Annotated in this window: 18 protein-coding genes; 10 read left to right on the forward strand and 8 right to left on the reverse strand. The window is 66.5% G+C overall.

Features of this window, described 5'->3' with window-relative positions; all coding sequences use genetic code 11:
- Positions 1-35: 35 nt before the first annotated feature.
- Both NU1_RS14400 and NU1_RS14405 read right to left on the reverse strand, forming a co-directional pair.
- Positions 36-1,589, reverse strand: a complete 1,554-nt coding sequence (locus tag NU1_RS14400; RefSeq protein ID WP_067521569.1) for a hypothetical protein — start codon at positions 1,587-1,589, stop codon at positions 36-38.
- Positions 1,586-1,915 (reverse strand): type VII secretion target, encoded by a 330-nt coding sequence (locus NU1_RS14405; RefSeq protein ID WP_067521728.1) that lies wholly within the window; start codon positions 1,913-1,915, stop codon positions 1,586-1,588. Before NU1_RS14405 ends, NU1_RS14400 begins: the two co-directional genes overlap by 4 nt.
- Positions 1,916-2,050: 135 nt before the next feature.
- Here NU1_RS14405 and NU1_RS14410 point away from each other — a divergent pair, with 135 nt between their 5' ends.
- The 4 genes from NU1_RS14410 (at position 2,051) to NU1_RS14425 (ending at position 7,247) form a co-directional block, all read left to right on the forward strand.
- A complete protein-coding gene (locus NU1_RS14410; RefSeq protein ID WP_067521571.1) occupies positions 2,051-3,043 on the forward strand; it encodes an NAD-dependent epimerase/dehydratase family protein in 993 nt (330 codons plus the stop codon).
- A 31-nt stretch (positions 3,044-3,074) separates the two neighbouring features.
- Positions 3,075-4,103: an Rv2578c family radical SAM protein gene (locus NU1_RS14415; protein ID WP_067521573.1), complete on the forward strand. Its 1,029-nt coding sequence runs from the start codon at positions 3,075-3,077 to the stop codon at positions 4,101-4,103.
- Between the two features lie 109 nt (positions 4,104-4,212).
- A complete protein-coding gene (locus tag NU1_RS14420) occupies positions 4,213-6,168 on the forward strand; it encodes a 2-oxoacid:acceptor oxidoreductase subunit alpha (RefSeq protein ID WP_067521574.1) in 1,956 nt (651 codons plus the stop codon).
- Positions 6,168-7,247 (forward strand): 2-oxoacid:ferredoxin oxidoreductase subunit beta, encoded by a 1,080-nt coding sequence (locus NU1_RS14425; RefSeq protein WP_067521576.1) that lies wholly within the window; start codon positions 6,168-6,170, stop codon positions 7,245-7,247. The genes NU1_RS14420 and NU1_RS14425 overlap by 1 nt, the downstream gene beginning before the upstream one ends.
- A 619-nt stretch (positions 7,248-7,866) precedes the next feature.
- On the opposite strand, the gene NU1_RS14430 is transcribed toward NU1_RS14425, so the two are convergent.
- Both NU1_RS14430 and ypfJ read right to left on the reverse strand, forming a co-directional pair.
- On the reverse strand, positions 7,867-8,469 hold the full coding sequence (locus NU1_RS14430; protein WP_067521578.1) for a hypothetical protein: 603 nt from the start codon (positions 8,467-8,469) through the stop codon (positions 7,867-7,869).
- Positions 8,470-8,636: 167 nt separating this feature from the next.
- On the reverse strand, positions 8,637-9,560 hold the full coding sequence (gene ypfJ, locus NU1_RS14435) for a KPN_02809 family neutral zinc metallopeptidase (protein WP_067521580.1): 924 nt from the start codon (positions 9,558-9,560) through the stop codon (positions 8,637-8,639).
- Between the two features lie 189 nt (positions 9,561-9,749).
- Between ypfJ and aspS the strand changes: the two genes are divergently transcribed.
- On the forward strand, positions 9,750-11,546 hold the full coding sequence (gene aspS / locus NU1_RS14440) for an aspartate--tRNA ligase (RefSeq protein ID WP_067521582.1): 1,797 nt from the start codon (positions 9,750-9,752) through the stop codon (positions 11,544-11,546).
- A 462-nt stretch (positions 11,547-12,008) separates the two neighbouring features.
- A complete protein-coding gene (locus tag NU1_RS14445; RefSeq protein ID WP_084521352.1) occupies positions 12,009-12,968 on the forward strand; it encodes a DUF389 domain-containing protein in 960 nt (319 codons plus the stop codon).
- A gap of 18 nt (positions 12,969-12,986) precedes the next feature.
- Here NU1_RS14445 and NU1_RS14450 read toward each other — a convergent pair whose 3' ends face one another.
- Positions 12,987-13,862, reverse strand: coding sequence for a DUF7847 domain-containing protein (locus NU1_RS14450; protein WP_157552242.1), 876 nt, complete (start codon positions 13,860-13,862; stop codon positions 12,987-12,989).
- Between the two features lie 474 nt (positions 13,863-14,336).
- Here NU1_RS14450 and NU1_RS14455 point away from each other — a divergent pair, with 474 nt between their 5' ends.
- Entirely contained in the window at positions 14,337-15,506 is a 1,170-nt protein-coding gene (locus tag NU1_RS14455) for a phosphotransferase family protein (RefSeq protein ID WP_067521588.1), read from the forward strand.
- A gap of 132 nt (positions 15,507-15,638) precedes the next feature.
- Here NU1_RS14455 and NU1_RS14460 read toward each other — a convergent pair whose 3' ends face one another.
- Positions 15,639-17,282 carry an alkaline phosphatase D family protein gene (locus NU1_RS14460; RefSeq protein WP_084521355.1) on the reverse strand — a complete coding sequence of 548 codons (1,644 nt, stop codon included), beginning with the start codon at positions 17,280-17,282 and terminating at the stop codon, positions 15,639-15,641.
- A 119-nt stretch (positions 17,283-17,401) separates the two neighbouring features.
- Between NU1_RS14460 and NU1_RS14465 the strand changes: the two genes are divergently transcribed.
- On the forward strand, positions 17,402-18,754 hold the full coding sequence (locus NU1_RS14465) for a replication-associated recombination protein A (protein WP_067521733.1): 1,353 nt from the start codon (positions 17,402-17,404) through the stop codon (positions 18,752-18,754).
- Here NU1_RS14465 and NU1_RS14470 read toward each other — a convergent pair whose 3' ends face one another.
- Positions 18,755-20,047: a hypothetical protein gene (locus NU1_RS14470; RefSeq protein WP_067521590.1), complete on the reverse strand. Its 1,293-nt coding sequence runs from the start codon at positions 20,045-20,047 to the stop codon at positions 18,755-18,757.
- Positions 20,044-20,823 (reverse strand): CPBP family intramembrane glutamic endopeptidase, encoded by a 780-nt coding sequence (locus tag NU1_RS14475; protein WP_157552244.1) that lies wholly within the window; start codon positions 20,821-20,823, stop codon positions 20,044-20,046. Before NU1_RS14475 ends, NU1_RS14470 begins: the two co-directional genes overlap by 4 nt.
- Positions 20,824-21,019: 196 nt before the next feature.
- Between NU1_RS14475 and NU1_RS14480 the strand changes: the two genes are divergently transcribed.
- Both NU1_RS14480 and NU1_RS14485 read left to right on the forward strand, forming a co-directional pair.
- Positions 21,020-21,673, forward strand: coding sequence for a response regulator transcription factor (locus NU1_RS14480; protein WP_067521594.1), 654 nt, complete (start codon positions 21,020-21,022; stop codon positions 21,671-21,673).
- Positions 21,670-22,785: a sensor histidine kinase gene (locus NU1_RS14485; protein WP_084521358.1), complete on the forward strand. Its 1,116-nt coding sequence runs from the start codon at positions 21,670-21,672 to the stop codon at positions 22,783-22,785. The genes NU1_RS14480 and NU1_RS14485 overlap by 4 nt, the downstream gene beginning before the upstream one ends.
- The last annotated feature ends 38 nt before the right edge of the window (positions 22,786-22,823 follow it).

Genomic DNA, 22,823 nt, shown 5'->3' on the forward strand with positions numbered 1-22,823 from the left:
TCAGCATGGATCCGGTCAAAGCATGCCGGGCGTGCTCAGGATTTCTCCTGGTTGTTCTCGCCTGACGCCTCATCGGGGATTTCGCCGATGACCCCCGGCCCGGACTCGCCCAGATTGCTGGTGAGTTCGCTTTCGCCGGACGGGTTCTGGTAGTGCTCCACCGAGCGCGAGTATTCCTGGTCCGCGCCTCGCTGACCGGCCGCGGCCCCGTGGGGCGCACCCATGAAACCGCCCGGAGTCGCGCCGCCCGCACCGGGGCCGCCGAGGCCCCCGGAACTGAACGGGTTGCCCGCGCCGGCGGCGATCTTGCCGCCGGGAATGGAGGAGCCGGGACCGCCGGGCTTGGCCGCGATGCCGCCCGCGCCGCCGCCGACACCCGCGCCGCCACCCGCGCCACCGCCGAGTCCGGCGGCCTTGGTATCCGCATCGCCGGGACCGGTCCCGGCGGGGTTGACGCCGGCGGCCCTGGTGGCCTGGTCGACGCCGGACTTCAGCAGTTCCTGAGCCTGCTGCAGGATCGGCTGGCCGACATTCTGGGCGAGCGACTGGGCGACCTCGGCCGGATTGGGGCCGCCGCCACCCTGGCCGAGCAGCTGGCCGACGACTCCGCTCAATTGGGCTGTGTAGCCGCCCAATTCACCACGGGTGGCATTGACGACCGCTACCGCCGCGCCGAGGTGTTCGGTCGCGGAGGCAATGAGCGCGGCCTGGCCGGGTGGGGTCAGTGCCACGGGGGCCATGGCGGTGGCCTGGGTCGCGAAGGACTGGGCGATGGCGGTGAGCTGGATATTGCCGCGCTGCACGACGGCGGCGGCCTGCTCGGTCAGTGCGGAAATATCGAACCCGCGCCGGGTGGTTTCCGCACCGTGGTTCTGCGCCTGCTGACCGGCGGATTGGGCGGCGCCGCCGGATTTGCCCTTCCAGACCGTTTCCACAGTCTTCAGCGCGCCGTTGCCTATCTGCATCGCGCCCTCGATGAATTTGGACGACTGGTTCAGCACGGTGGCGGGGTTCAGTGCGCCGAGGACGCCGGTGCCGAAACTGTTGATGAGATCGAGGAATGGTTTGAACAGGGCGTCGATACCGGGAATCGCGGGCAGCGCCATACCGCTCATGAGCGCGGCCACCGGGTCCGGGGGCAGTGGCGGTAGCGCGGACGGATTCGGTCCGGCGCTCGCGAGCGCGGCCTGCGCGGAGGCGATCGCCGCGGGTGCGTTGCCCAGGGCGGCCCGGGCGTTGTCGAGCACTGACTGCGCGCCGTCGAGGGTGTGCTGCGCGGAGTCCAGGGTGTGCTGACCGCCGTCGAGGACACCGTCGAACGCCGCGTAGGTCGAGTCATCGGGCGCGCCCGGGCCACCGTGCGGCATGCCACCCAGCAGCGGGGAGCCACCGCCCTGCTCGAACTCCTTGCGCGACAACAGGAAAGCGGGAGCTTCGAACGGTGCGACGTCCTCCGGCAACTGGAACAGCGGTACGTCGACGAAGGGCCCCGAGGGCGGCGCTGCCCCGGTGTCCGGGGCGGCGTACGCGACCTCGGGGGAGTGATCGGGCGCGATGACGCCCGAGGACAGCGGATCGACGGGGCTCATACCTGCTCGCCGATCGTTGCGCCGAGCTGCCCCACACCGCCCGCGAAGGCGGCGTCGGTCGTCTCGAGGGTGGTCGCCGAACCGGACGCCGTCTGCCCCACGTGCGCGTACCGCCCCGACAGCGCGTTGATGTCCTCGGCGTGCAGCACCTCCGCGACCGCGTACAGGGCCAGGTAGTCGGCACCGATGAGACCGAAGACAGGTGTCATGGCGGCGACACCGGCTACAGTGTCGAGATTGCCCGCGGCAGCGATATCGGCCGCGACGCCACCCTGGGTCGCGGCGAAGGCGCGGACCCCTTCCGGATCCACCGAGAATTCGGTCATGAGTCCCACCCCGATCGTCGTGGACAAATAGCGATCCTGAATATATCCGACAAGGCCGACCGGGCGCAGGGGCGTATCCACAGGCCAGCCACCCGCCGCTGTTGCAAATTAGAACAGGTTCTATATTCTCGACTCATGAAGGTCGCAGTCACCGGCGCTGCCGGGTTCCTTGGCACCAATTTGCTTCGCCTGCTTACCGATCGCGGTCACGAGGTGACAGCTATCGATCGTGTTCGGCCCTCCGGTGCCACAGAACCAGGTGTCACCTGGGTGACCGGTGATGTGCTCGATCCCGAGTCCATGCGCGGCGCGCTGGACGGCGCGGAGGTCGTCTACCACCTGGTCGCGGTAATCACCCTCGCCCAGAAGAACGATCTCGCCTGGCGGATCAATACCGAGGGCGTGCGCATCGTCGCCGAGGCCGCCCTGGCTGTCGGCGCGCGCAAATTCGTTCATGCCAGCTCCATTCACGCATTCGACCAGTACAACTGCGGCGGCCGCATCGACGAGCGCACCGCCCGCTCCATCAACCCGGATCTGCCGGTATACGACCGGTCCAAGTGGCAGGGTGAGGTGGAACTGCGCAAGGTCATCGACAAGGGTCTCGACGCCGTGCTCTGCAATCCGACCGGCGTCTACGGTCCGGTCGACTTCACCCGCTCCCGAATCAATGGCACCCTGCTCGACGCGGCCAAGGGTCGTATACCCGCCATGATCGGTGGCAGCTTCGACCTCGTCGATGTCCGTGACGTCGCCATGGGTCTGATCCAGGCCGGCGAGCGCGGCCGCACCGGTGAGAACTACCTGCTCACCGGCCATATGCAGACCATGTGGGATGTCACCCGCCTCGCCGCGTCCGTCAATGGCAAGAAGGGTCCCCGCGTCCTGATTCCGGCACAGGTCATCTCGGCCGTGATGCCCGTACTCGAGCCGGTGGGCAAGCTGTTCGGCAGCGATGTGCTGTCCAAGGCCGCTATGGGCGCGCTCATCTCCGCCCCCATTGTCGACGGCACCAAGGCCAGAACCGAACTCGGCTACCTGCCGCGCTCCACCGATGAAACGGTGCGGGATCTGGTCGCCTTCGCCAATAACGACCTCGTCAAGCTCGACACGCGAAAGATCGCTTGACACCTGCTAGAACAAATGTTCGACTGGTGGGGTGCGGTGGCAAAGCCAGACTCTGGACGCCGATGACGGCGCGCTGCCCGGACTCGAACGGGCCGGTCTCGTTCGGACAGTACAGACTCCCGACTTCGAGGGCATCACATTCCACGAGGTGCTCTGTAAGAGCGCGCTGAACAAGGTTCCCGAGGGCGGCAGTATGCCGTTCAACTGGACCGTCAATCCAATGCGCGGATGCTCGCACGCGTGCCGCTACTGCTTCGCTCGCGGCTCGCACGAGTATCTGGACCTGGACGCAGGACTGGACTTCGACAATCAGATCGTCGTCAAGACGAATGTCGCGGCCGTCCTGCGCCGGGAGCTGCACAAGCGGTCCTGGCGGCGCGAAGCCGTTGCGCTGGGGTCGAATACGGATCCGTACCAGCGCGCCGAGGGTCGCTACCGGCTCATGCCGGGCATTATTTCCGCACTCACCGAGTCGGGCACACCCTTCTCGATTCTCACCAAGGGCACCCTGCTGCGCCGGGATCTGCCGCTGCTCACCCAAGCCGCGCAACAGGTCTCGGTCAGTGTGGCCGTCTCGCTGGCCATCCTGGATCCGGATCTGCATCGCGGGCTGGAATCCGGTACGCCGACGCCCAAGGCGCGACTGGAACTCATTCGCGCGCTCGCCGACGCCGGATTCGCGGTGAATGTCATGGTGGCCCCGGTAATTCCGTACCTCACCGACAGTCGAGCGCATTTGGACGAACTCTTCGCCGCGCTCGCCGACGCGGGCGCATCCGAGGTCACCGCCTTTCCCATGCATCTACGGGGCGCGACCCGAGATTGGTTCCTCGAGTGGTTGGCCACCGAGCACCCCGCGCTGATCCGCCGCTACCGACAGCTGTACGGTCGCGGAAGCTCTGTCACACCCGAGTATTCCGCCTGGCTACGCGGCCGCATCGAACCGCTGCTGGAGAAGTACCGCTTCAACCGTGAACGTCCGGCCGAGCCCGAAGTGCGGGCCGCCGCCGAGTCCGCCGCCGCGCGGACGCCCGACCGGCAACTGGCGCTCTTCGCCTGATTCCGGCGGAGATTCATCGAGTTCCACCGCTCACTTCGCGGTCCTCCGCGAATGAGGCGGAGTAGTTTGGCGTTGATACCTCACAGCGACGAGGAAGTGATGCAGGCGCATGGTTTCCCAGCACGGCGACGACTCAGTGGTGAAGTCCGAAAACGGCCACACCACAGAGAAATTGGAAAAGGTCGTAATTCGGTTCGCCGGTGACTCCGGTGATGGAATGCAGCTGACCGGTGATCGATTCACCCATGAGGCAGCGGCATTCGGCAATGACCTCGCCACCCAGCCCAACTTTCCCGCCGAGATCCGGGCACCCCAGGGCACGCTGCCGGGTGTCTCGTCCTTCCAGATCCAGATCGCCGACTACGACATCCTCACCGCCGGTGACCAGCCCGATGTGCTGGTGGCGATGAATCCCGCGGCGCTCAAGGCGAATCTGGAAGACCTCGCGCGGGGGGCAACCGTCATCGTCAATACCGATGAGTTCACCAAGCGCAATCTCGCGAAGGTGGGCTATACCGGCGACCCGCTGACCGATGACACCCTGTCGGATTTCGTGGTGCATCGAGTACCCATGACATCACTGACACTCGGGGCAACAGAACCGACCGGTGTGGGCAAAAAGGATGGGCAGCGGGCGAAGAATATGTTCGCGCTCGGTTTGCTGTCATGGATGTATGGGCGGCCCATTGATGGGACCGAACAGTTCGTACGGGAGAAATTCGCTGCCACACCCGAGGTGGCCGAAGCAAATATTCTCGCAATTCGGGCAGGGTGGAATTACGGCGAAACGACCGAGGCATTCGCGAGTACCTATGAGGTTGCGCCCGCGACGCTGCCGCCGGGTACCTACCGGCAGATCACCGGCAATACCGCGCTGGCCTACGGCATGGTCACGGCCGGGCAGCTGTCCGGCATGCCGGTATTCCTCGGGACGTATCCGATCACCCCGGCCTCGGACATCCTGCACGAGCTGAGTAAACACAAGAACTTCGATGTCACCACCTTCCAGGCCGAGGACGAGATCGCCGGAATCGGTGCGGCACTGGGTGCTTCGCTCGGCGGGGCCTTGGGCGTGACGAGTACCTCCGGACCGGGTCTGGCGCTCAAGAGCGAAACCATCGGGCTGGCGGTCATGACCGAGTTGCCCTTACTGATCGTCGACGTACAGCGCGGCGGTCCCTCCACCGGACTGCCCACCAAGACCGAACAGTCCGACCTGTTGCAGGCGTTGTACGGACGCAATGGCGAATCGCCGGTGGCGGTGCTCGCACCGCGGTCACCCGCCGACTGCTTCGATACCGCGGTGGAGGCCGCGCGTATCGCCATCACCTACCGCACCCCGGTACTGCTGCTCTCCGACGGCGCGATCGCCAATGGCTCCGAGCCGTGGGCGATTCCGCAGGTCACGCAGCTCGCGCCGATCGATCCCGGGTTCGAGGCCGATGCCGAGGAGGGTAGCGAATTCCTGCCCTATGCGCGTGATCCGGAAACTCTGGCGCGACCGATCGCTCGACCCGGTACCAAGGGGCGCGCCCATCGCATCGGCGGTCTGGAGAAGGCCGACGGCAGCGGCAATATCTCCTACGAGTCGGCCAATCACGAGCTCATGGTTCGACTGCGCCAGGCCAAGATCGACGGTATTGCGGTGCCGGACCTGGTGGTCGACGATCCGGACGACCGCGCGGAGCTGCTGCTCATCGGGTGGGGTAGTTCCTACGGGCCGATCGGGGAGGCGTGTCGGCGGGCGCGACGGCGCGGGGTACCGGTGGCGCAGGCGCATCTGCGGCATCTGAATCCGTTCCCCGCCAATCTCGGTGCGGTACTGCGTCGCTACCGCACCGTGGTCGCGCCGGAGATGAACGGCGGCCAGCTGGCCATGCTGTTGCGCGCCAAGTACCTCGTCGACGTCCAGCCGTGGACCAAGATCGCCGGAACCGCGTTCTCGGCACAGGAACTGGTCGGCGTCATCGACGCGACACTGGACGGATCCATCGCGGATATGGAACAGGACAAGGCCTTCGCCGCGCGGGCACGGGCCACCTACCGCACCCCAGGGGGCAAGTGATGACCATTGTCGAGAACCAGTTCGTCGGAAGGGATCTGGGGCTCACCGGGCTGTCCGGCGTACCCACTGCCGACGGACCGCAGAAGGCCAAGGAGTACACCTCCGATCAGGAGGTGCGCTGGTGCCCCGGATGCGGTGACTACGTGATCCTGGCGACCGTACGTGGTTTCCTGGCCGACCTCGGGCTCGAGCGCGAGAATCTCATGTTCGTCTCCGGAATCGGCTGCTCCAGCCGGTTCCCGTATTATCTGGAAGCCTATGGGCTGCACTCGATTCACGGCCGCGCCCCGGCCATTGCCACCGGGCTGGCGGTCACCCGGCCCGATCTGTCGGTCTGGGTGGTGACCGGCGATGGTGACGCGCTGTCCATTGGCGGCAACCACCTCATTCACGCGCTGCGCCGCAATGTGAATATGACGATCCTGCTGTTCAACAACCGGATCTACGGACTCACCAAGGGCCAGTACTCACCGACCTCGGAAACCGGCAAGGTCACCAAGTCCACCCCGATGGGTTCGGTCGATCACCCGTTCAATACCCTGTCGGTCGCCCTCGGTGCCGAAGCCACCTTCGCCGCACGGGCTTTGGACTCCGACCGCGCCGGGCTCACCGAGGTTCTGCGCGCGGCCGCCGAGCATCGCGGCACCTCATTCGTCGAGATCCTGCAGGACTGCCCGATCTTCAATGACGGCTCCTTCGACATGCTTCGTAAGGAGAATGCCGAATCCCACCTCATCCGGCTCCAGCACGGCGAACCCATTCGCTTCGGCGCGGATCGCGAATTCGCGGTGGTGCGCAGCGGTTTCGGGCTGCGGGTGGCGAGCGCGGATGCGGTGGCCGAATCCGACATTGTGGTGCACGACGCCTATTGCGAGGATCCGGAATACGCCTACGCGCTGTCGCGGCTCTCGGATCAGGACCTGACCCGGGTGGTGACCGGCGTGTTCCGCAGTGTCTCGCGACCCACCTACGACGACGGGGTGCGGGCGCAAACCGCGATGGCCCAGGAACGTAAGCCGGTCAGTGCCGATTCATTGCAGTCGTTGCTGACCGGGAAGGAAACCTGGACCGTCGGTTAGATGGTTGTGTGCACTGGTGGGTGGGGTACTGACTGCTGTTCTCGGGGCCTACGTAGCCAAGTCGGGTGCGAAGGAGCGGCTTCCAGCGGCGTTCGGCCGAGTCGAGCCAAAGGCGAAAGCAGTGTGGTGGCGTCGCCTGCCGTCCCCGACCTGAGTCCCCCAGTCGGGTGCCGTCATCTCCCATTCCAGCCTGGCGGCGGACCGTTGTCACGTCCTCGAGATTTCACAACGAAGACAAAGACGCCAGTACGCAAGAGATAAAGATTCGAGCCCGCCAGAGCAGACCGATTGGTCAGGGGGACCTGGTGGCGGCATCGGCCGAGTAATCCCCGCCACCATGTCCCCCTGACCGATCGGTCTGTTTCGGTTTGTCCTCTTTGTCTGTTTCGTGTGTCTTGTTCTGTCCCGAAATCGGGACAACGGTCGGTCCACCGTCGAGAAGGTGAGAATCCGCGCCTGACTGGGGGACTCAGGTCGGGGACGGCAGACGAGTCGACCACACTATCGGTTTGATCTCTTCCTCCGGCACCCAGCTGGAACCGCAAGGCCCGCTCCCAACTTGGCTACGTAGGCCCCGAGAACAGCAGTTAGTCACTCACTAACCAGCCATCCAAGGAGCTCAGCGGTCGGCAGTGAAGGCGTCGACGAGTTTGTTGTACAGGGCGGCGAAACGGGTGCGATTCGCCTTCTGGTCCTCGTCGAGGCCATCGGTGACACCGGGGGCGTAGACGATCAGATGGGCATCCTCGGCGGACTGCTGGGGCAGGAAGTCGATGATCATCGTGCCCTGGTCGGTGACATTGGGTGTGCCCATATCGACGGTGGCCAAGGCCTGTACCTCGGAAATCGCCGCGGTCAGGACATCCTTGGGTACGGTGCCGTTCACCTGCTGCGGCGCGGCGTCCGGGGCGCGGTCCGGGCTCGCCGCATCCGGGCGCTTGACCGCTCGGCCGTCGTCGTGCACCTCGAGGACCGGGCGGATATCGGTGCGTTCGAACCAGCCACCGGGCATGGAGGTGAGGATGAAGAGTGGCTGTGCCGCAATGGGAGTCGCCGAGGCCTGGGTGGCCGTGTCGCTCGGGGATGTGGGTCCCGCCGGCACCGGATGCTCGGCGGTCGCGATACCGCAGGTCAGCGTGAATGCCGCCACCGTCGCCAGGGCGGCCGCCGCGGCGCGTACCGGGTGCTGTCCGAATTGCCCTGTGGCACCGAACCGTCGCATCGATCAATCCCTCCGTTCCGACGAGCCGAATCTCGCCGCCGGTGATTGTCCATCGCATCGGGCGTGGCGGGCGACAGGCTCGCCGAAATACCGTGCGCGACACGCGGAATCACAGGTAGCGTCGCACACGGGGATCTCGGGGTACGAAATGGGTTGAGCGCGAGCGGCTATCGGGTCAGCGCGGGCGGATTCCTCAGGTCTCGCGCGTTGTAGGTGTCACACGCCTTGACCTGGCCGGTCTTGTACCCGGCGAGGAACCACTTCTGCCGCTCCTCGGAGGAGCCGTGCGTCCAGGCTTCCGGATTCACCCGGCTGCCGGAGGCCTCCTGGATACGGTCGTCACCGACGGCCGACGCGGCGGAGAGACCATCGCGAATATCGTTATCGGTCAATGGCTTCAGGAACGGCTGGTCGGTGCCCGGGGCGGGGAGCTTATCGGCGTAGTAGGCCCACACCCCGGCGTAGCAGTCGGCCTGGAGTTCGGTGCGAACCGCCCCGGATTCCGCGCCCCTCGGATCACGTTGGGCGCGACCCAGATCGCCGAGCAGGTTCTGGATGTGGTGACCGAACTCGTGGGCGACCACGTACTCCTCCGCGAGGGGGCCGCCGCTCGCGCCGAACCGATCCTTGAGTTCCTGGAAGAAGGCGGTATCGAAGTAGGCGGTCTCATCGGCGGGGCAGTAGAACGGCCCGACCGCCGACGAGGCCTGACCGCAGCCGGTATTGATCACACCGGAGAACAGCCGCACGGCGGGTTCGGTGTACTGGCGGTTGGTCTGCTTGGCGAGTTCGCTGTCCCAGACCGCGTCCAGGCTCTGCACGGTCAGCACCACTCGGCAGTCGACGTACTTATTGGCATCGGCACCGGTCTTGCAGTGCTCGGGCGTCCCCGCCGTGCCCTGTTCCGCCTGACTGTCCGCGCCGGTGAACTGACCGAGCACCGAGCCGGGATCGCCACCCAGCAGCAGTGTCACGACAAGTGCGATGAGGCCGAGCGCGCCGCCGCCGAGTGCCATTCCGCCGCCCATACCGGGCCCGCCGCCCGAGGACACCCGATCCGAATCGATCTGCATGCCTTCGTTGAAGGTCATCCGATAGCTCCCGTCTGCGGTGCCTCGATAGGGCGGTACTGCATGAGGGTCGGGTAGCCGATCGACCCGCCGACTAACAGCTTGGCACGTGGGAATGGATATCGGTTTTCACTTGGCGCACGTGTCTCTCTACGATGAAGCACGCACCCGCTCACTCTCCGGTGCTTCGAATGCGTCGAAAGGACTCCCGTGCTGCGCACCCACTTGGCTGGTTCGTTGCGAAGCGAGCACGCTGGCCAGACCGTAACCCTCACCGGTTGGGTGGCCCGGCGTCGAGACCATGGTGGCGTGATCTTCATCGATCTGCGTGATGCCTCTGGTGTGTCGCAGGCGGTGTTCCGGGAGGGCGCACCGGCTGAGCAGGCCCATAAGCTCCGCAATGAGTTCTGTGTGAAGGTCACCGGTGTGGTCGAGAACCGACCGGCTGGTAGTGGCAACCCCAATCTGCCGACCGGCGATATCGAGGTCAATGTCACCGACCTCGAGGTTCTCAACGAGGCCGCGCCGCTGCCGTTCCAGCTGGATGAGACCCCCGGCGAGGAAGCTCGGCTCAAGTACCGCTACCTCGATCTGCGCCGCGAAGGTCCGGGTCATGCCATTCGCCTGCGGTCCAAGGTCAATGCCGCCGCCCGCGATGTGCTCGCCTCGCATGCCTTCGTCGAGGTCGAAACCCCGACCATGACCCGGTCCACCCCGGAGGGCGCTCGCGACTTCCTGGTGCCGGCGCGTTTGCAGCCCGGCAAGTTCTACGCGCTGCCGCAGAGCCCGCAGCTGTTCAAGCAGCTGCTCATGGTGGCCGGTATCGAGCGCTACTACCAGATCGCGCGCTGCTACCGCGATGAGGACTTCCGCGCGGACCGCCAGCCCGAGTTCACCCAGCTCGACGTGGAGATGAGCTTCGTCACCCAGGAAGATGTCATTCTCCTGGCCGAGGACATCCTCGTCGCGCTGTGGAAGCTCATCGGCCACGAGATCCCCACGCCGATCCCGCATATGACCTATGCCGAGGCCATGCGTCGGTACGGCTCCGATAAGCCGGACCTGCGGTTCGAGGTCGAGATCACCGAAATGGCCGACTACTTCAAGGACACCCCGTTCCGGGTGTTCCAGTCGCCGTATGTCGGCGCGGTCGTCATGCCCGGCGGCGCGAGCCAGCCGCGGCGTCAGCTCGATGCCTGGCAGGACTGGGCCAAGCAGCGCGGGGCGAAGGGTCTGGCCTACATCCTGGTTCAGGAGGACGGCACCCTCGGCGGTCCGGTCGCCAAGAACCTGACCGATGCCGAGCGTGAGGGTCTGGCCAAGTACGTCGGCGCGGAACCGGGCGACTGTGTGTTCTTCGCCGCCGGTGAGATCAAGTCCAGCCGGGCGCTGCTCGGCGCGGCGCGCGGCGAGATCGCCCGCAAGTGCGGCCTCATCGACGAGAACTCCTGGGCCTTCGTCTGGATCGTCGACGCTCCCATGTTCGAGCCCGCCGCCGACGCCACCGCGAGTGGCGATGTGGCCCTGGGCAATTCCGCCTGGACCGCGGTGCACCACGCCTTCACTTCGCCCAAGCCGGAATTCGTCGACACCTTCGACACCGATCCGGGTTCGGCGCTGGCCTACGCCTACGACATTGTCTGCAATGGCAATGAGATCGGCGGCGGCTCCATCCGTATCCACCGCGGTGACGTGCAGGAACGGGTGTTCAAGGTCATGGGCATCAGCCACGACGAGGCCCAGGACAAGTTCGGCTTCCTGCTCGACGCCTTCAAGTACGGCGCACCCCCGCACGGCGGCATCGCCTTCGGCTGGGACCGCATCACCGCACTCCTCGCCGGACTCGACTCCATCCGCGAGGTCATCGCCTTCCCGAAGTCCGGCGGCGGCGTCGACCCCCTGACCGAAGCGCCTACCGCGATCACCTTGCAGCAGCGCAAGGAAGCGGGCCTGGACGCGAAACTCGACGCCAACGGCAACCCGATCGCCGAGGGCAAAGAGAAGTAGGCCTCGACCGGACCGAAACACACGGCAGCGCGCCGAGAGAGCAATCCGTTCTCTCGGCGCGCGCTGCTTTGTGATCTGGGGCGGTGATCACCCGCCACTCCGGCGCGTCTCGGACCACCCGCCACTCTTGGGCACGATGGGCGCTCGTCGAGTTTCTGTCGAAAGCGTGAGGTCGGGAAAGTCCCGTCATCCCGGCATGCTTTTGGCCGGGATCCACTACCGCGGGGGTGTGGATTCCGGTCAAGAGCGCGTCGGAATGACGAAGGCGGCCGGTCCAGGGACATTGTGACGCCAAGTCGGTAAGCGCTCTGGACAGCGCTGGATCCCCACCGCAGGTAACCGGTCGGGATCCGGGCCGGGGAGCACAGCGCGTCGGTTGACCTGCCTGGTCGCTCCCGCCGATACGCTGCACCCCGCTGGTATCGACCGGTACCGGCAGTCCGCCGATGGCGAGGAGATGCGGTGCTGCATATCCGAGTGGTTTGTCCGCCGGGCACGACCGATGCCGCCGTGGAACTGCTGGTGAGCGAACCGGGTGCGACGCTGGTCTCGGTGCAGCGGGGTAGTGCTGTGGAACCGGTCGGTGATGTCGTCGAATGCGCGGTCGCGCGCGAATCGGGTAATGCCGTGTTGGCCGGATTGCGGGGCCTCGGTATCAAGCACAGTGGTGGGATCGCGATCGATCCGTTGGAGACGGTGCTCTCCGATGCCGCTGAGCGCGCGGTGCGGACTGCGCCCGGCGATCCGTCGGATGTGGTGGTGTGGGAGGAATTGATCGCGCAGACGCACGATGAATCCACGCTCAGCCCGACCTTTCTCGCCTTCATCACCATCGCGTGCCTGCTGGCCGTGGTCGGCGTGGCCACCGACTCACCGGTCACGATTGTCGGTGCGATGGTGGTGGGGCCCGAATTCGGGCCCCTGGCCGCGATATCGGTCGCGCTGGTGCGCAAGGATTTCCGGCTCGCCCGCCGCTCCGCGCTGGCGCTGCTGGTCGGCTTCCCGCTCGCCATGGCGGTGGCGGCGGCGGTCTCGCTGGTCTGGGAGCGGTTCGGTTGGATCACGGTGCGCGGTATCGAGGATCTGCACAATGTGGACTTCATCTACGAGGTCGGACCGTTCTCCCTCGTGGTCGCGCTGCTCGCGGGCGCGGCGGGGATGCTGTCGCTGGTCACCGCGAAATCCGCTGCGTTGGTGGGTGTTTTCATCTCCGTGACCACCATTCCCGCGGCCGGATTCGCGGCCGTGGCGGCCACCCTCGGCGAATGGCACAAGGCGTTCATGTCCATCGGCCAGCTCGGCGTGAATATGGTCGGCATTGTGGTCGCCGGAGTTCTGGTGCTGTGGCTGCGCCCTCGCCGTGCGGGCGAGGGCGGGCCGGTCGATCGGGTGCGGAACTGGTGGCTGTCCGATGCCACCTGATCGACAGCTGTCGCGTGACTACAGCGGTGCGACCAGGCGGCCGGTGAGGGTGCGGTAGGCGTAGGTCACCGCGATGGCCGATACGGGGCCGGCCACGAGCAGGCCGATACCGCAGAACAGTAGGCCGATGAGCGTGATGACCGTGACCGTGATGGCGAGCAGTACGGTCTGGAACAGATTCCCGATCACCAGTCGCGCACTGGATTTGATGGCCTCGATCGGATTCTGATCCTGGTCGATCACGAAGTGCAGGGCGAACATACAGAGCACGCCGACGATCAATGCCGGAATCACGCACAGCACCGAGGTGATCAGGCAGGCGACGAAGACGATCAACGCGGTGACCAGGACGGCGCCCGCATTGACGAATCCGAAGAACGCCGCGAAATCGGTGGGTGTGCCGTCGGTTTCGTAGAGCGCGCCGCGAATCATGGCGGCCTGCAGCAGCCACACCATGAGCGAGGCGATGGCGAAGACCAGCAGCACCACCGGCAGAGACTGGACGTTCGCGATATTCACCAGCAGCGCAACCACCAGATAGGCGATCAAACCGACCAATACGATGCCGACCCACGGAATCGGATTGAGGCGGAAACGATCCCAGCCGTAGGAGAGGGCGTGCCCGACATCGAGCGTGTCCGATTCCGCGCGCTGCGGTGTGCCGTGCTGTCCCGCGGGGTTCGGCGCCTGACCGGGCGGAAGGTTCCCGGGTGCGGCGCCCCTCGAGGCCGGATCCTGCGAATATGCCTGCCCCTGCGAATATGCCTGCCCCTGTGCATACGGCTGTCCCTGCGGATATCCCTGATTCGGCGAAAACTGGCCGGGAGGAACCGAACCCGGTTGCTGCGGCGCGCCCGACTGCGGGGGTGGGCCGAAACCCGGCGGCGGCGACATGCCGGAGCCACTCGGCGTAGCGTGGCGCGAAGGAAGGGGAGGTGGCGGTTCCACTGGCTCGCTGCCGTACTGCGCCTGTCCCGGGCCCTCGAATTGCGGGTATCCGCGCGGGCCGGGCATTTCGTGGCGACCGAATCCCGGCGCGGATTCCTGACTCGCCGAATGTGCTGGCGGCTCGGGAGTTTGGTGGTGACCGGGTGGGGTGGGGTGCCGCTCGCCACCCTCGTCAGAGGGCGTTTCGCCCGATTCGCGAGGTGTTGAGGGCGGTGTGCCGGTCATCGTCACAAACCTTTCACATATTCCGGTTTACGGTGTGGCGCACAGCAGTTGAAGATGAGACAACCGGACGGTGTTGGTTGTGTCAAGCAACCAGCGCCGCGTGGGCAAACCCTTCACCCGGACACGCCGGACGACGCGCGAAAGGTTGCGGAACCGCTCGCTGAAAGTGACCTGGAGCGAGTAACTTGGGACGCGATGACCGCACTATTGGCCGAACGCGCCGCCGAAGTCGTGTCCGCGGCACAACACTTGCTCACAAAGCGAATGGGTGCTCCGGTAAAGCTGAGTGATCCTATAGAGCTCAGTGGTAGTGGTAGGACAACGGTTCTACGTGTGCGTGTTGCGGAAAACGCTTTCTCACTTCCACGGACCCTCATTGTGAAGCAGGTCCGCGGTGCCGCGCAGGAACGACGCACCGGCGGTATGGCGCCGGGGGTCGCCAGCATCGACTCCGCGTTCCTCCGTGAGGCGGTGTCGTACCAGTTCACCACCGCCCTCGGACGCGAACATCGGCCCGGGGCGTACCTGCTCGGCTACAGCCTCCCCGAACGTCTACTCATTCTCAGTGACCTGGGGGAGATCTCGCCGCTCACCGCGGTCCTACAGGCCGGGGTCGAACCCGCCGGGCGCAATGCGCTCATGGCATTCGCGCAGGCGCTGGGCCGGATGCATGCCGCGACGGTCGGGCGGGAAGCGGATTTCGTCGCGCTGCTGCGGCGCGTCGATGTCGTGCACCGGGTGGACGGAATCGCCCAGCAGGCCGAGATCGCCGTGACCGAAGTGCCGGAAATGTTGCAGCGGGAGATGGGTATCGAGGTACCCGGCGAAATCGCCGAACGTATCGTGCGGGGCAACCGGCTGTTCTCGGCCGGACGCTACCGCGCGTTCAGTCCCTCGGATCTGTGCCCGGACAATGTGATCCTCAATGAGGAGGGTGCGCGCTTCCTCGATTACGAGTGGGGCGGTTTCCGCGACGCCACCCTCGATATAGCCTACGCGCTGGTCTCTTTCCCGGGCTGCCTCTGCGATTTCGAACTGTCCCGCGAACGCGCGCGGCAGATGGTGGAGGCGTGGCGCTCGGAGGTGGTGGCGGTATGGCCGTCACTCGCCGATGACACCGTGCTGGCCGAACGGATTCTCGAGGCCCGGCTCATCTGGGTGTGGCTGTCGACCTACTGGTTCCTGCCCGCCGATCATTCGCGCATCGCGGCGGCCCGCGAACACGGCCTGTCGATTCCCCGATCGGCGGCGCTCATCAACCGCTGGGCGGCACTCGCCGAGGACGCCCGCTGCATCGGCGACGACACACTGGGCGATTTCGCCGAGCATGTATCGGCGACCCTCGAGGAGCAGTGGGAGGAATAGGGCGGCGCGAACCGTCAGTCATTCCGGCCCTGCCCGCCTTCGTCATTCCGGCATGCTTTTGGCCGGAATCCACCACCCGTAGAAGGTGTGGATCCCGGCCAAGGACACGCCGGGATGACGAGACCAGCGAGTTCAGTCGAGGACCGGCCCGGGGCGCTGCTCCACGCGTCCACCCCGGCGCACCGCCAGTGAAGCCCCGTGGCGCACACCGGCATTCGGATCCAGCACATCGCTGACATAGAACCAGTCCATCTGGGCCTGGCCCGCGTCCACGTGCAGGACGCCATAGCCGTGTGAATCCATTTCGATATAGCGCAGATGCCGGTTCACCGATTGCAGCGCCGCCTCCGCGGCGAGGGAGGCCGTACGCGGCGGTGTTCTCATCATGTCGCCCAGGCTCGGTGACGTCACCGACGGCACCACGAATTCCGCGCCCGCGGTCGGACCGCCCGGATAGTTCGCGGCGTCGAGGGGCAGGTCGGCGGCCCAGGAGGTGTGGATATCGCCGGTCAGGAAGAGTACGTCGCCGACCTGGTTGTCGGTGACGGCGTCGAGGAGGCGCTTGCGGTCGGCGGTGTATCCGTCCCACTGGTCGAGGTTGACCGGGATACCGCCCTCGGGGATGCCGATCAACTGGGTGAGGGCGGCGGTGGTGGCCGGTTCCAAGGGCGGGAAGACCAGCGGCGCGATCATTACCGGGTTGCCGATCAGCTTCCAACTCACCGGGGATGACACCAAACCATTGGTGACCCAATCCATTTGATCCGCACCGGTAATGGTGCGGTCCGGCGCGTCGACCTGTCGCCAGCCGGGTCCGGCCTTCACCTCTTGGCTGCGGTAGCTGCGCAGGTCGAGCATGGACAGTTCGGCGAGGGTGCCGAAGCGCAGTCGGCGGTACAGGCGGCGGTCCGCGCCCGCGCGCACCGGCATCCACTCCAGATACGCCCGCAGCGCCGCGGCCTTGCGGGTCTGCCAATCGCCTTCGGCGCCGGGGGTGTGGTTCTCCGCGCCGCCGGACCAGGTGTCATTGGCGGTCTCGTGGTCGTCCCAGATGCAGACGAACGGCAGCTGCCTGTGCAGATTCGCCAAATCCGGATCGGTTTTGTACTGGGCGTGCCTGATGCGGTAGTCGGCCAGCGAGACGATCTCGTGGGCGGGCTCGTGCACGCGGACCGAACCGGTGCGTCCGCCGTACTCGCCGCGCGCGTACTCGTAGAGGTAGTCGCCGAGATGCACGATCGCGTCGAGGTCGGTGCGCGCGGCCAGGTGGCGGTAGACGTTGAAGTATCCGGCCTCCCAGTTCGCGCACGACACCACACCGAAGCGCAGCCGGTCCGGCGTCGCGGCGGTATCGGGCGCGGTGCGGGTCCGGCCGATCGGGGAGGTTTGGCCGAGGGCGGTGAAGCGGTAGCAGTAGTCGCTGCCCGCCCGCAGGCCGGAAATATCGACCTTGACGGTGTGGTCGGAATCGACTGTGGCCGTCTGTGTTCCAGAGGCGACGATATTCGAGAAGCCGTCATCGGTCGCCACCTCCCAGCGCACCGTGACCGCCTCGCCGACGCCGGAGCCGGGAGTGGCGTCCGCATTCGGCGTGACGCGGGTCCACGCGATTACCCCGGTGGGTAGTGGATCGCCGGAGGCGACGCCGTGCTGGAATACCACGTGCTCGGCGCGCGCCGGGGCGGTGGTGAGCAGGGTCGCCGCGACGGCAGCGGTACTGCCCTTGAGAACTGTCCGGCGGTCGAGGCGGGCGCTGATGATCTCGCGGAGAGGCACGGCATGATCTCAGCCCATCCGCCTCGCCGAGGCAAACTGGACAGGTGAACAGTTCATAACGGCTCCGGGTGCGGCCGGTGCGCATCGAGGTGTCGGGGTGGGTCGGTAGGGTCGTGACCGTGACTGAAGGGCTGTTCGACGCACCGGGGGCCGATACCGGGTCCGACGAGTTCACGGCGGGTTCCGCCGGGAACGGCGCCGACCATTTCGCACCCCTGGCGGTGCGGATGCGACCCAGAAGTCTGGACGAGGTGGTCGGGCAACAACATCTGCTGGGCGCGGGCTCGCCGCTGCGGCGGCTCATCGAGGGTTCCGGTGCCGCCTCGGTGCTGTTGTTCGGGCCGCCCGGCACCGGCAAAACCACGCTGGCGTCACTGATTTCACACGCCACCGGTCGTCGCTTCGAAGCACTGTCGGCGCTCTCGGCCGGAGTGAAGGAGGTGCGCGCCGTCATCGATCTGGCGCGTCGCCGCCTGCTGCACGGCGAGCAGACGGTGCTGTTCATCGACGAGGTACACCGCTTCTCCAAGACCCAGCAGGACGCGCTGCTGGCGGCGGTCGAGAACCGGATTGTGCTGCTGGTCGGCGCGACCACCGAAAACCCGTCGTTCTCGGTGGTGTCGCCACTGCTGTCACGCTCACTGGTGCTGCAACTGCAATCGCTGTCCGAGGACGATATCCGGACCGTGCTGCGTCGCGCCGTCGAGGACTCCCGCGGCCTGGCGGGGGAGTACACCGTCACCGACGCCGCCCTCGACCACATCATTCGGGTGGCGGGCGGTGACGCCCGGCGCGCGCTCACCGCGCTCGAGGCCTCCGCCGAATCCTCCCTCGACGGCACCGTGGATGTGGATCTGGTCGAGGCCAGCGTCGATAAGGCCGCCGTCCGCTACGACCGCGCCGGAGATCAGCACTACGACGTCATCAGCGCCTTCATCAAATCGCTGCGCGGTTCCGATGTCGACGCCGCCCTGCACTACCTGGCCCGCATGATCACCGCGGGTGAGGACCCCCGATTCATTGCCCGCCGCTTGATGATCCAAGCCAGCGAGGAAGTCGGCATGGCCGATCCGAGCGCCCTGCAAACGGCGGTGGCCGCCGCCCAGGTGGTGCAGCTCGTCGGGCTGCCCGAAGCCCAACTGGCCCTGGCGCAGGCCACCATCCACATCGCGACCGCCCCCAAATCCGGCGGAGTGGTCAAGGCGATCGGCGCAGCCATGTCCGATATCGGCAAAGGGAAGGCCGGAGCCGTCCCACCGCATCTACGCGACGGCCACTACTCCGGAGCCGCCGCCCTCGGCAACGCCCAGGGCTACAGGTACCCACACGACCATCCGGATGGCGTTCTCGCACAGCAGTATCCGCCCGACGAGCTGGTCGGCACCGACTACTACGTGCCGACCGACCATGGTTACGAACGCGAAATCGGTCCGCGCGTAACGAAACTCCGAAAGATCGTGCGCGGCAGGTAATCAGCGGCTCCGAGCGGGCCGGAGCCGGTAGAGCACAATGATTCCACCGATGGCGGCGAGGGTAGTAGCGACCGCGGTCCAGCCCGGGGTCGCCGTACTCGACGGCTCGAAACCCAGCAATCCGCAATGTATCTCCGCCGGCAACGCCGTCACGACCGAGGGCAGGAAGAGGATGGGTGCCGCCAGGATCCGGCTGCGTGCGGAGACCGGGCGGACCGTCCCGCAGCAGTAACCCACGATGAATGCCAGTGCCCCGCCGGCGGCGGCCGCCAGCAGCGGCCCGCCGGAATCGATCCAGATCGATACCGCCGCGAGTGCGGTAACCAGGGTCATCGCACCGGCGACGGATGGCCGCCGAATCCCGGCGAACAAGCCGATGCTGAGCACGGCGATGAGCAGGGGCACGCTCCACGGTGGTCGGGGCATCGCGCCCTGTGCGGCACACGCCGCGGTCAGGGCCAGCGCCATCAGGATGACGACGCCGTCGCGGCCCGGCAGTACGAAAGCGGCCACGGTCGCGGCCACGACGATCGCCGCCACCGCGAATCCGATCTGCCCGACACCGGCATCGAATCTCATTCGAGCCAGGCGCTCCGACACCACCAGCGCGACGAGGGCCAGGAACACCGTGGCGAGAATCGGAGACAGCGGCAGCTCCGTCGGCGGGGTCGGGGCCAACCCCGCGCGCCGATTGCGGTATCCACTGCACAGCGCCAGCACCAGGGCCATCGCGATGAACCACAGCGGCGGCGCGGCAACCAGGGAGAAGGGTGCGATATCCCCCCAGAGGGCGTGGTCGAGGCCAGGGACCGGGGTCGCGGAATTGCCGATCACCAGCACGGCCGCCACACCGAGCGCGAAGGCGACAGCCGACATCGGCCGGCGAAGGGCGGCGGCCCCCACCGCGCCCAGTACGACACCGGCACACAGGGCGTCGACGTAGTTCATGGTCACCGAGGATTCGGCCCCGTGGCCGAAGGCAGAGTTCGCGAAGATCCCGAGCAGTCCGGCAGCGGCCGTCCACCAGGCCGTCACCGCCCGGTTGTCGGTCACAACGACCGCTCCGACCGCGACCGCGGCGATCACCCCGACCATCGCTGCCTCGGGAGCACCGAGCAGTAATCGTTGTGTCTCGAACGGCGACGCCTCGCTCATCCAGGGAAAGCGGATCGGCATGAGCACCGCGGCCCCGGCGAGCAGGGCCGCGGTGAACGCCGCCGCCGCATCCAGACCCTCCCCGCCACGTCGGACCGGCCGCGCGTACGACAGCCGTTGTCGTGCACGGACACTCATATGCCGTTCCGCACCGGCGGGACCGCCGAGGGCCGCCGCACCCAGCGGACGAAGAAGGTCACACCGAGCGCCAGCATGACGAGGGTGATCCCGGCCTTGGGCAGACCGGCGGGCACGACGAAGGTGTTCAGGTTGTAGAGCGCGTGCGCGACCATGAACGGCCACACCAGCCGAACCCGGTCGTAGGCATAGCGCAACAGCACGCACCAGACAATGACCATCGCGATGGCGGCGGGCCCGTAATACAGATGGAACGGCAGCCGCAGCGCCGCCAGTACGGCCACCTGCGCCCACCATGGCCAGCGCAGCCGCCACATAATCGCCATCGGCAGCGCGAGCAGCACCGCCTCCTCCACCAATCCCGCACGCACACTGTGCGTTACGGCATCCCAGGTGCTGGCGTCGAGCAGAGTGTCCTGTCCGGTCGGCAGCCATGCGGGGAAGGAGCCGAGTACCTGCAGCGCCACCCACAGGATCAGATACCCCGCGCCCACCGCCCGGAGGAATTCGCCGCCGCGGACCGGTGCGGCCAGACCCAGCTCTCGGGTGGACAGCCCGAGCCACCGATAGGCCAGCCACAGCGCCATCGCGGCGAACGGCACCGCGGCCCAATTGGCATACCGGTAGGCGTCCGCCACGGTGTCGCTCCAGTTCGGTGCCGCGCGGGTCAGCAGGATCGTGATCGCCGCCGCGCCGGCCGCGCCGAAGGTGGCCGCGAAGGCGAGGATCTGGAGCAGCCAGGCGCGCGCCGCCCAGGATTTCGAGGTCGGTCGCACCGGCGATCCATCGCATACCGTGGAACTGTCGGGTAATGACACCGGGCACCTTTCGAATTCGCTGAGCGGAGAGTCGAAAAGAAGTTACGCCGCGGCCGGTCCGGGTCGCATCGCCGCGCGGAGTGATATCGACCCGCCGACTGGCTGGAATTTCGTAGCCGCTCGGCGGAAAGGAAATGTCGTATCGTCAACGCTTATGATCCGGGTGGTCGTGGTCGACGATGAAGCGCTGATCCGTAGCGGTTTCGAGCTGATCCTCGCGCAGGATCCGGGAATCGAGGCCGTGGCCACCGCAGCGGATTTCGAGGCATTGGAAACCATCGACCAATACCGCCCCGATGTCGTCCTGCTCGATATTCGAATGCCGCATGTGGACGGGCTCACAATTCTGCGCGAGCTCATGGGCCGCGACAATTCACCGGTGGTGGTGATGCTGACCACATTCGACGTCGACGAGTATGTCCTCGAGGCATTGCGGCTCGGTGCGTCGGGATTTCTGTTGAAGGACACCGATCCACGTCAGCTCGCGACCATGGTGCGCACGGTGATCGCGGGCGGGGTGGTGCTCTCGCCGACCGTCACCCGCTCGGTGATCAGTGGCTGCGCGGAATCGGGCGCGGTGGCCGCGGCATCGGCGGCGGTGGCGCGGCTGACCGATCGGGAGCGAACGATCCTGGTGCAGGTGGCGCTCGGCAGGGCGAACCGGGAAATCGGTGAGCTGATCAATGTCAGCGTCGGTACGGTCAAGGACGATATGAGCGCGATCCTCGGCAAACTCGAGGTCGGTACCCGCGTCGAAGCGGCATTGATCGCGCAGCAGGCGGGTATCGTCACAGGATCGGGCGCATGAATACACCGCGGGTGAATGCGTTGTTGGACGGCCGATTTCGTGCCGAATTCCGGTACGGCCTGATGATAGGTATTGCGGCCCTGGACGTCTGGCTGCTGCACACCGACCTATCCGATGCCGCGATCATCGCCTCGTGTGTCGGCCTGCTCGCATTGCTGCTGGCCCGGAAATATCCGGTGACGGTATATCTGTGCACGCTACCGGCACTGGTGCTCGGCTCCTCGCTGCTCATTGTGGCGATCGCCGCATATCAGGTGGGTCGGCACGCGAAACGGAATATCGCGGCAGTGGCGGGTATTCTGCCGACCTTCGTGCTGCTGACCGCCGGTGAGTACCCGATCGACTGGACGGTGAATTTCACATGGTTCATGAGTCAGGTGATCTTCTGCATCATGCTCGCCGCGGCCCCGGTGCTGCTGGGTCGCCTGGTTTCCGCGCGTCACGCGCTGCGGGAACAGTTGCGGGAGGTGGTGCGCGCCCGTGAGGAAAGCGCCGCCCTGCACACTCAGGCCGCCTTGGCACTGGACCGCGCCCAACTCGCCCGCGAAATGCATGACGTCGTATCCCACCAGGTGAGCCTGATCGCGGTCCGGGCGGGCGCCCTCGAAATGAGCAGCGCCGACAGCGACACCACCGCAGCGGCAGCTACCATTCGCGGTCTGAGCGTGAAAACCCTGGATGAACTGCGCCATATGGTCACCGTCCTGCGTGCCTCGGGAACCGTGGCGGCGGGGCTCGCTCCGCAACCGACGGTCGACGCACTGCCGGACCTACTCGCCACGAGCGGGCTCGACATCACGGTCACCGGCCAACTCCCCACCGATCTACCCGCACCCCTGCAGCGGGCCGTCTACCGCACGGTCCAGGAAGCGCTGACCAATGCGCGCAAACACGCCCCCGGCGCATCCGTCGCCGTGACCTACGACCCGACTCCCACGGAAGTTGTTGTGGTCGTGAGCAATCCACGCGGCACCGCACCCCGAATGGCCTTGCCCAGCTCCGGCCACGGCCTGGCCGGGCTGGGGGAGCGGGCAGCCCTGCTGGACGGCACCCTGCGGGCCGATGCGCAACCCGACGGCGGATTCCGTCTCGAACTTCGCCCACCGCGCTAGTCGGCCGCGCGGCGGACGCAACTGGTCGACAGGATCGG

It is taken from the genome of Nocardia uniformis NBRC 13702 (genome assembly GCF_001613345.1).
Classification (GTDB): domain Bacteria; phylum Actinomycetota; class Actinomycetes; order Mycobacteriales; family Mycobacteriaceae; genus Nocardia; species Nocardia uniformis.

Excerpts from the sequence above, each read along its gene's own strand:
- NU1_RS14400 (WP_067521569.1), bottom strand. The coding sequence starts at position 1,589 with ATGAGCCCCGTCGATCCGCTGTCCTCGGGCGTCATCGCGCCCGATCAC.
- NU1_RS14405 (WP_067521728.1), bottom strand. The coding sequence starts at position 1,915 with ATGACCGAATTCTCGGTGGATCCGGAAGGGGTCCGCGCCTTCGCCGCG.
- NU1_RS14410 (WP_067521571.1), top strand. The coding sequence starts at position 2,051 with ATGAAGGTCGCAGTCACCGGCGCTGCCGGGTTCCTTGGCACCAATTTG.
- NU1_RS14420 (WP_067521574.1), top strand. The coding sequence starts at position 4,213 with ATGGTTTCCCAGCACGGCGACGACTCAGTGGTGAAGTCCGAAAACGGC.
- NU1_RS14425 (WP_067521576.1), top strand. The coding sequence starts at position 6,168 with ATGACCATTGTCGAGAACCAGTTCGTCGGAAGGGATCTGGGGCTCACC.
- NU1_RS14430 (WP_067521578.1), bottom strand. The coding sequence starts at position 8,469 with ATGCGACGGTTCGGTGCCACAGGGCAATTCGGACAGCACCCGGTACGC.
- ypfJ (WP_067521580.1), bottom strand. The coding sequence starts at position 9,560 with ATGACCTTCAACGAAGGCATGCAGATCGATTCGGATCGGGTGTCCTCG.
- NU1_RS14450 (WP_157552242.1), bottom strand. The coding sequence starts at position 13,862 with ATGTCGCCGCCGCCGGGTTTCGGCCCACCCCCGCAGTCGGGCGCGCCG.
- NU1_RS14455 (WP_067521588.1), top strand. The coding sequence starts at position 14,337 with ATGACCGCACTATTGGCCGAACGCGCCGCCGAAGTCGTGTCCGCGGCA.
- NU1_RS14470 (WP_067521590.1), bottom strand. The coding sequence starts at position 20,047 with ATGAGTGTCCGTGCACGACAACGGCTGTCGTACGCGCGGCCGGTCCGA.
- NU1_RS14480 (WP_067521594.1), top strand. The coding sequence starts at position 21,020 with ATGATCCGGGTGGTCGTGGTCGACGATGAAGCGCTGATCCGTAGCGGT.
- NU1_RS14485 (WP_084521358.1), top strand. The coding sequence starts at position 21,670 with ATGAATACACCGCGGGTGAATGCGTTGTTGGACGGCCGATTTCGTGCC.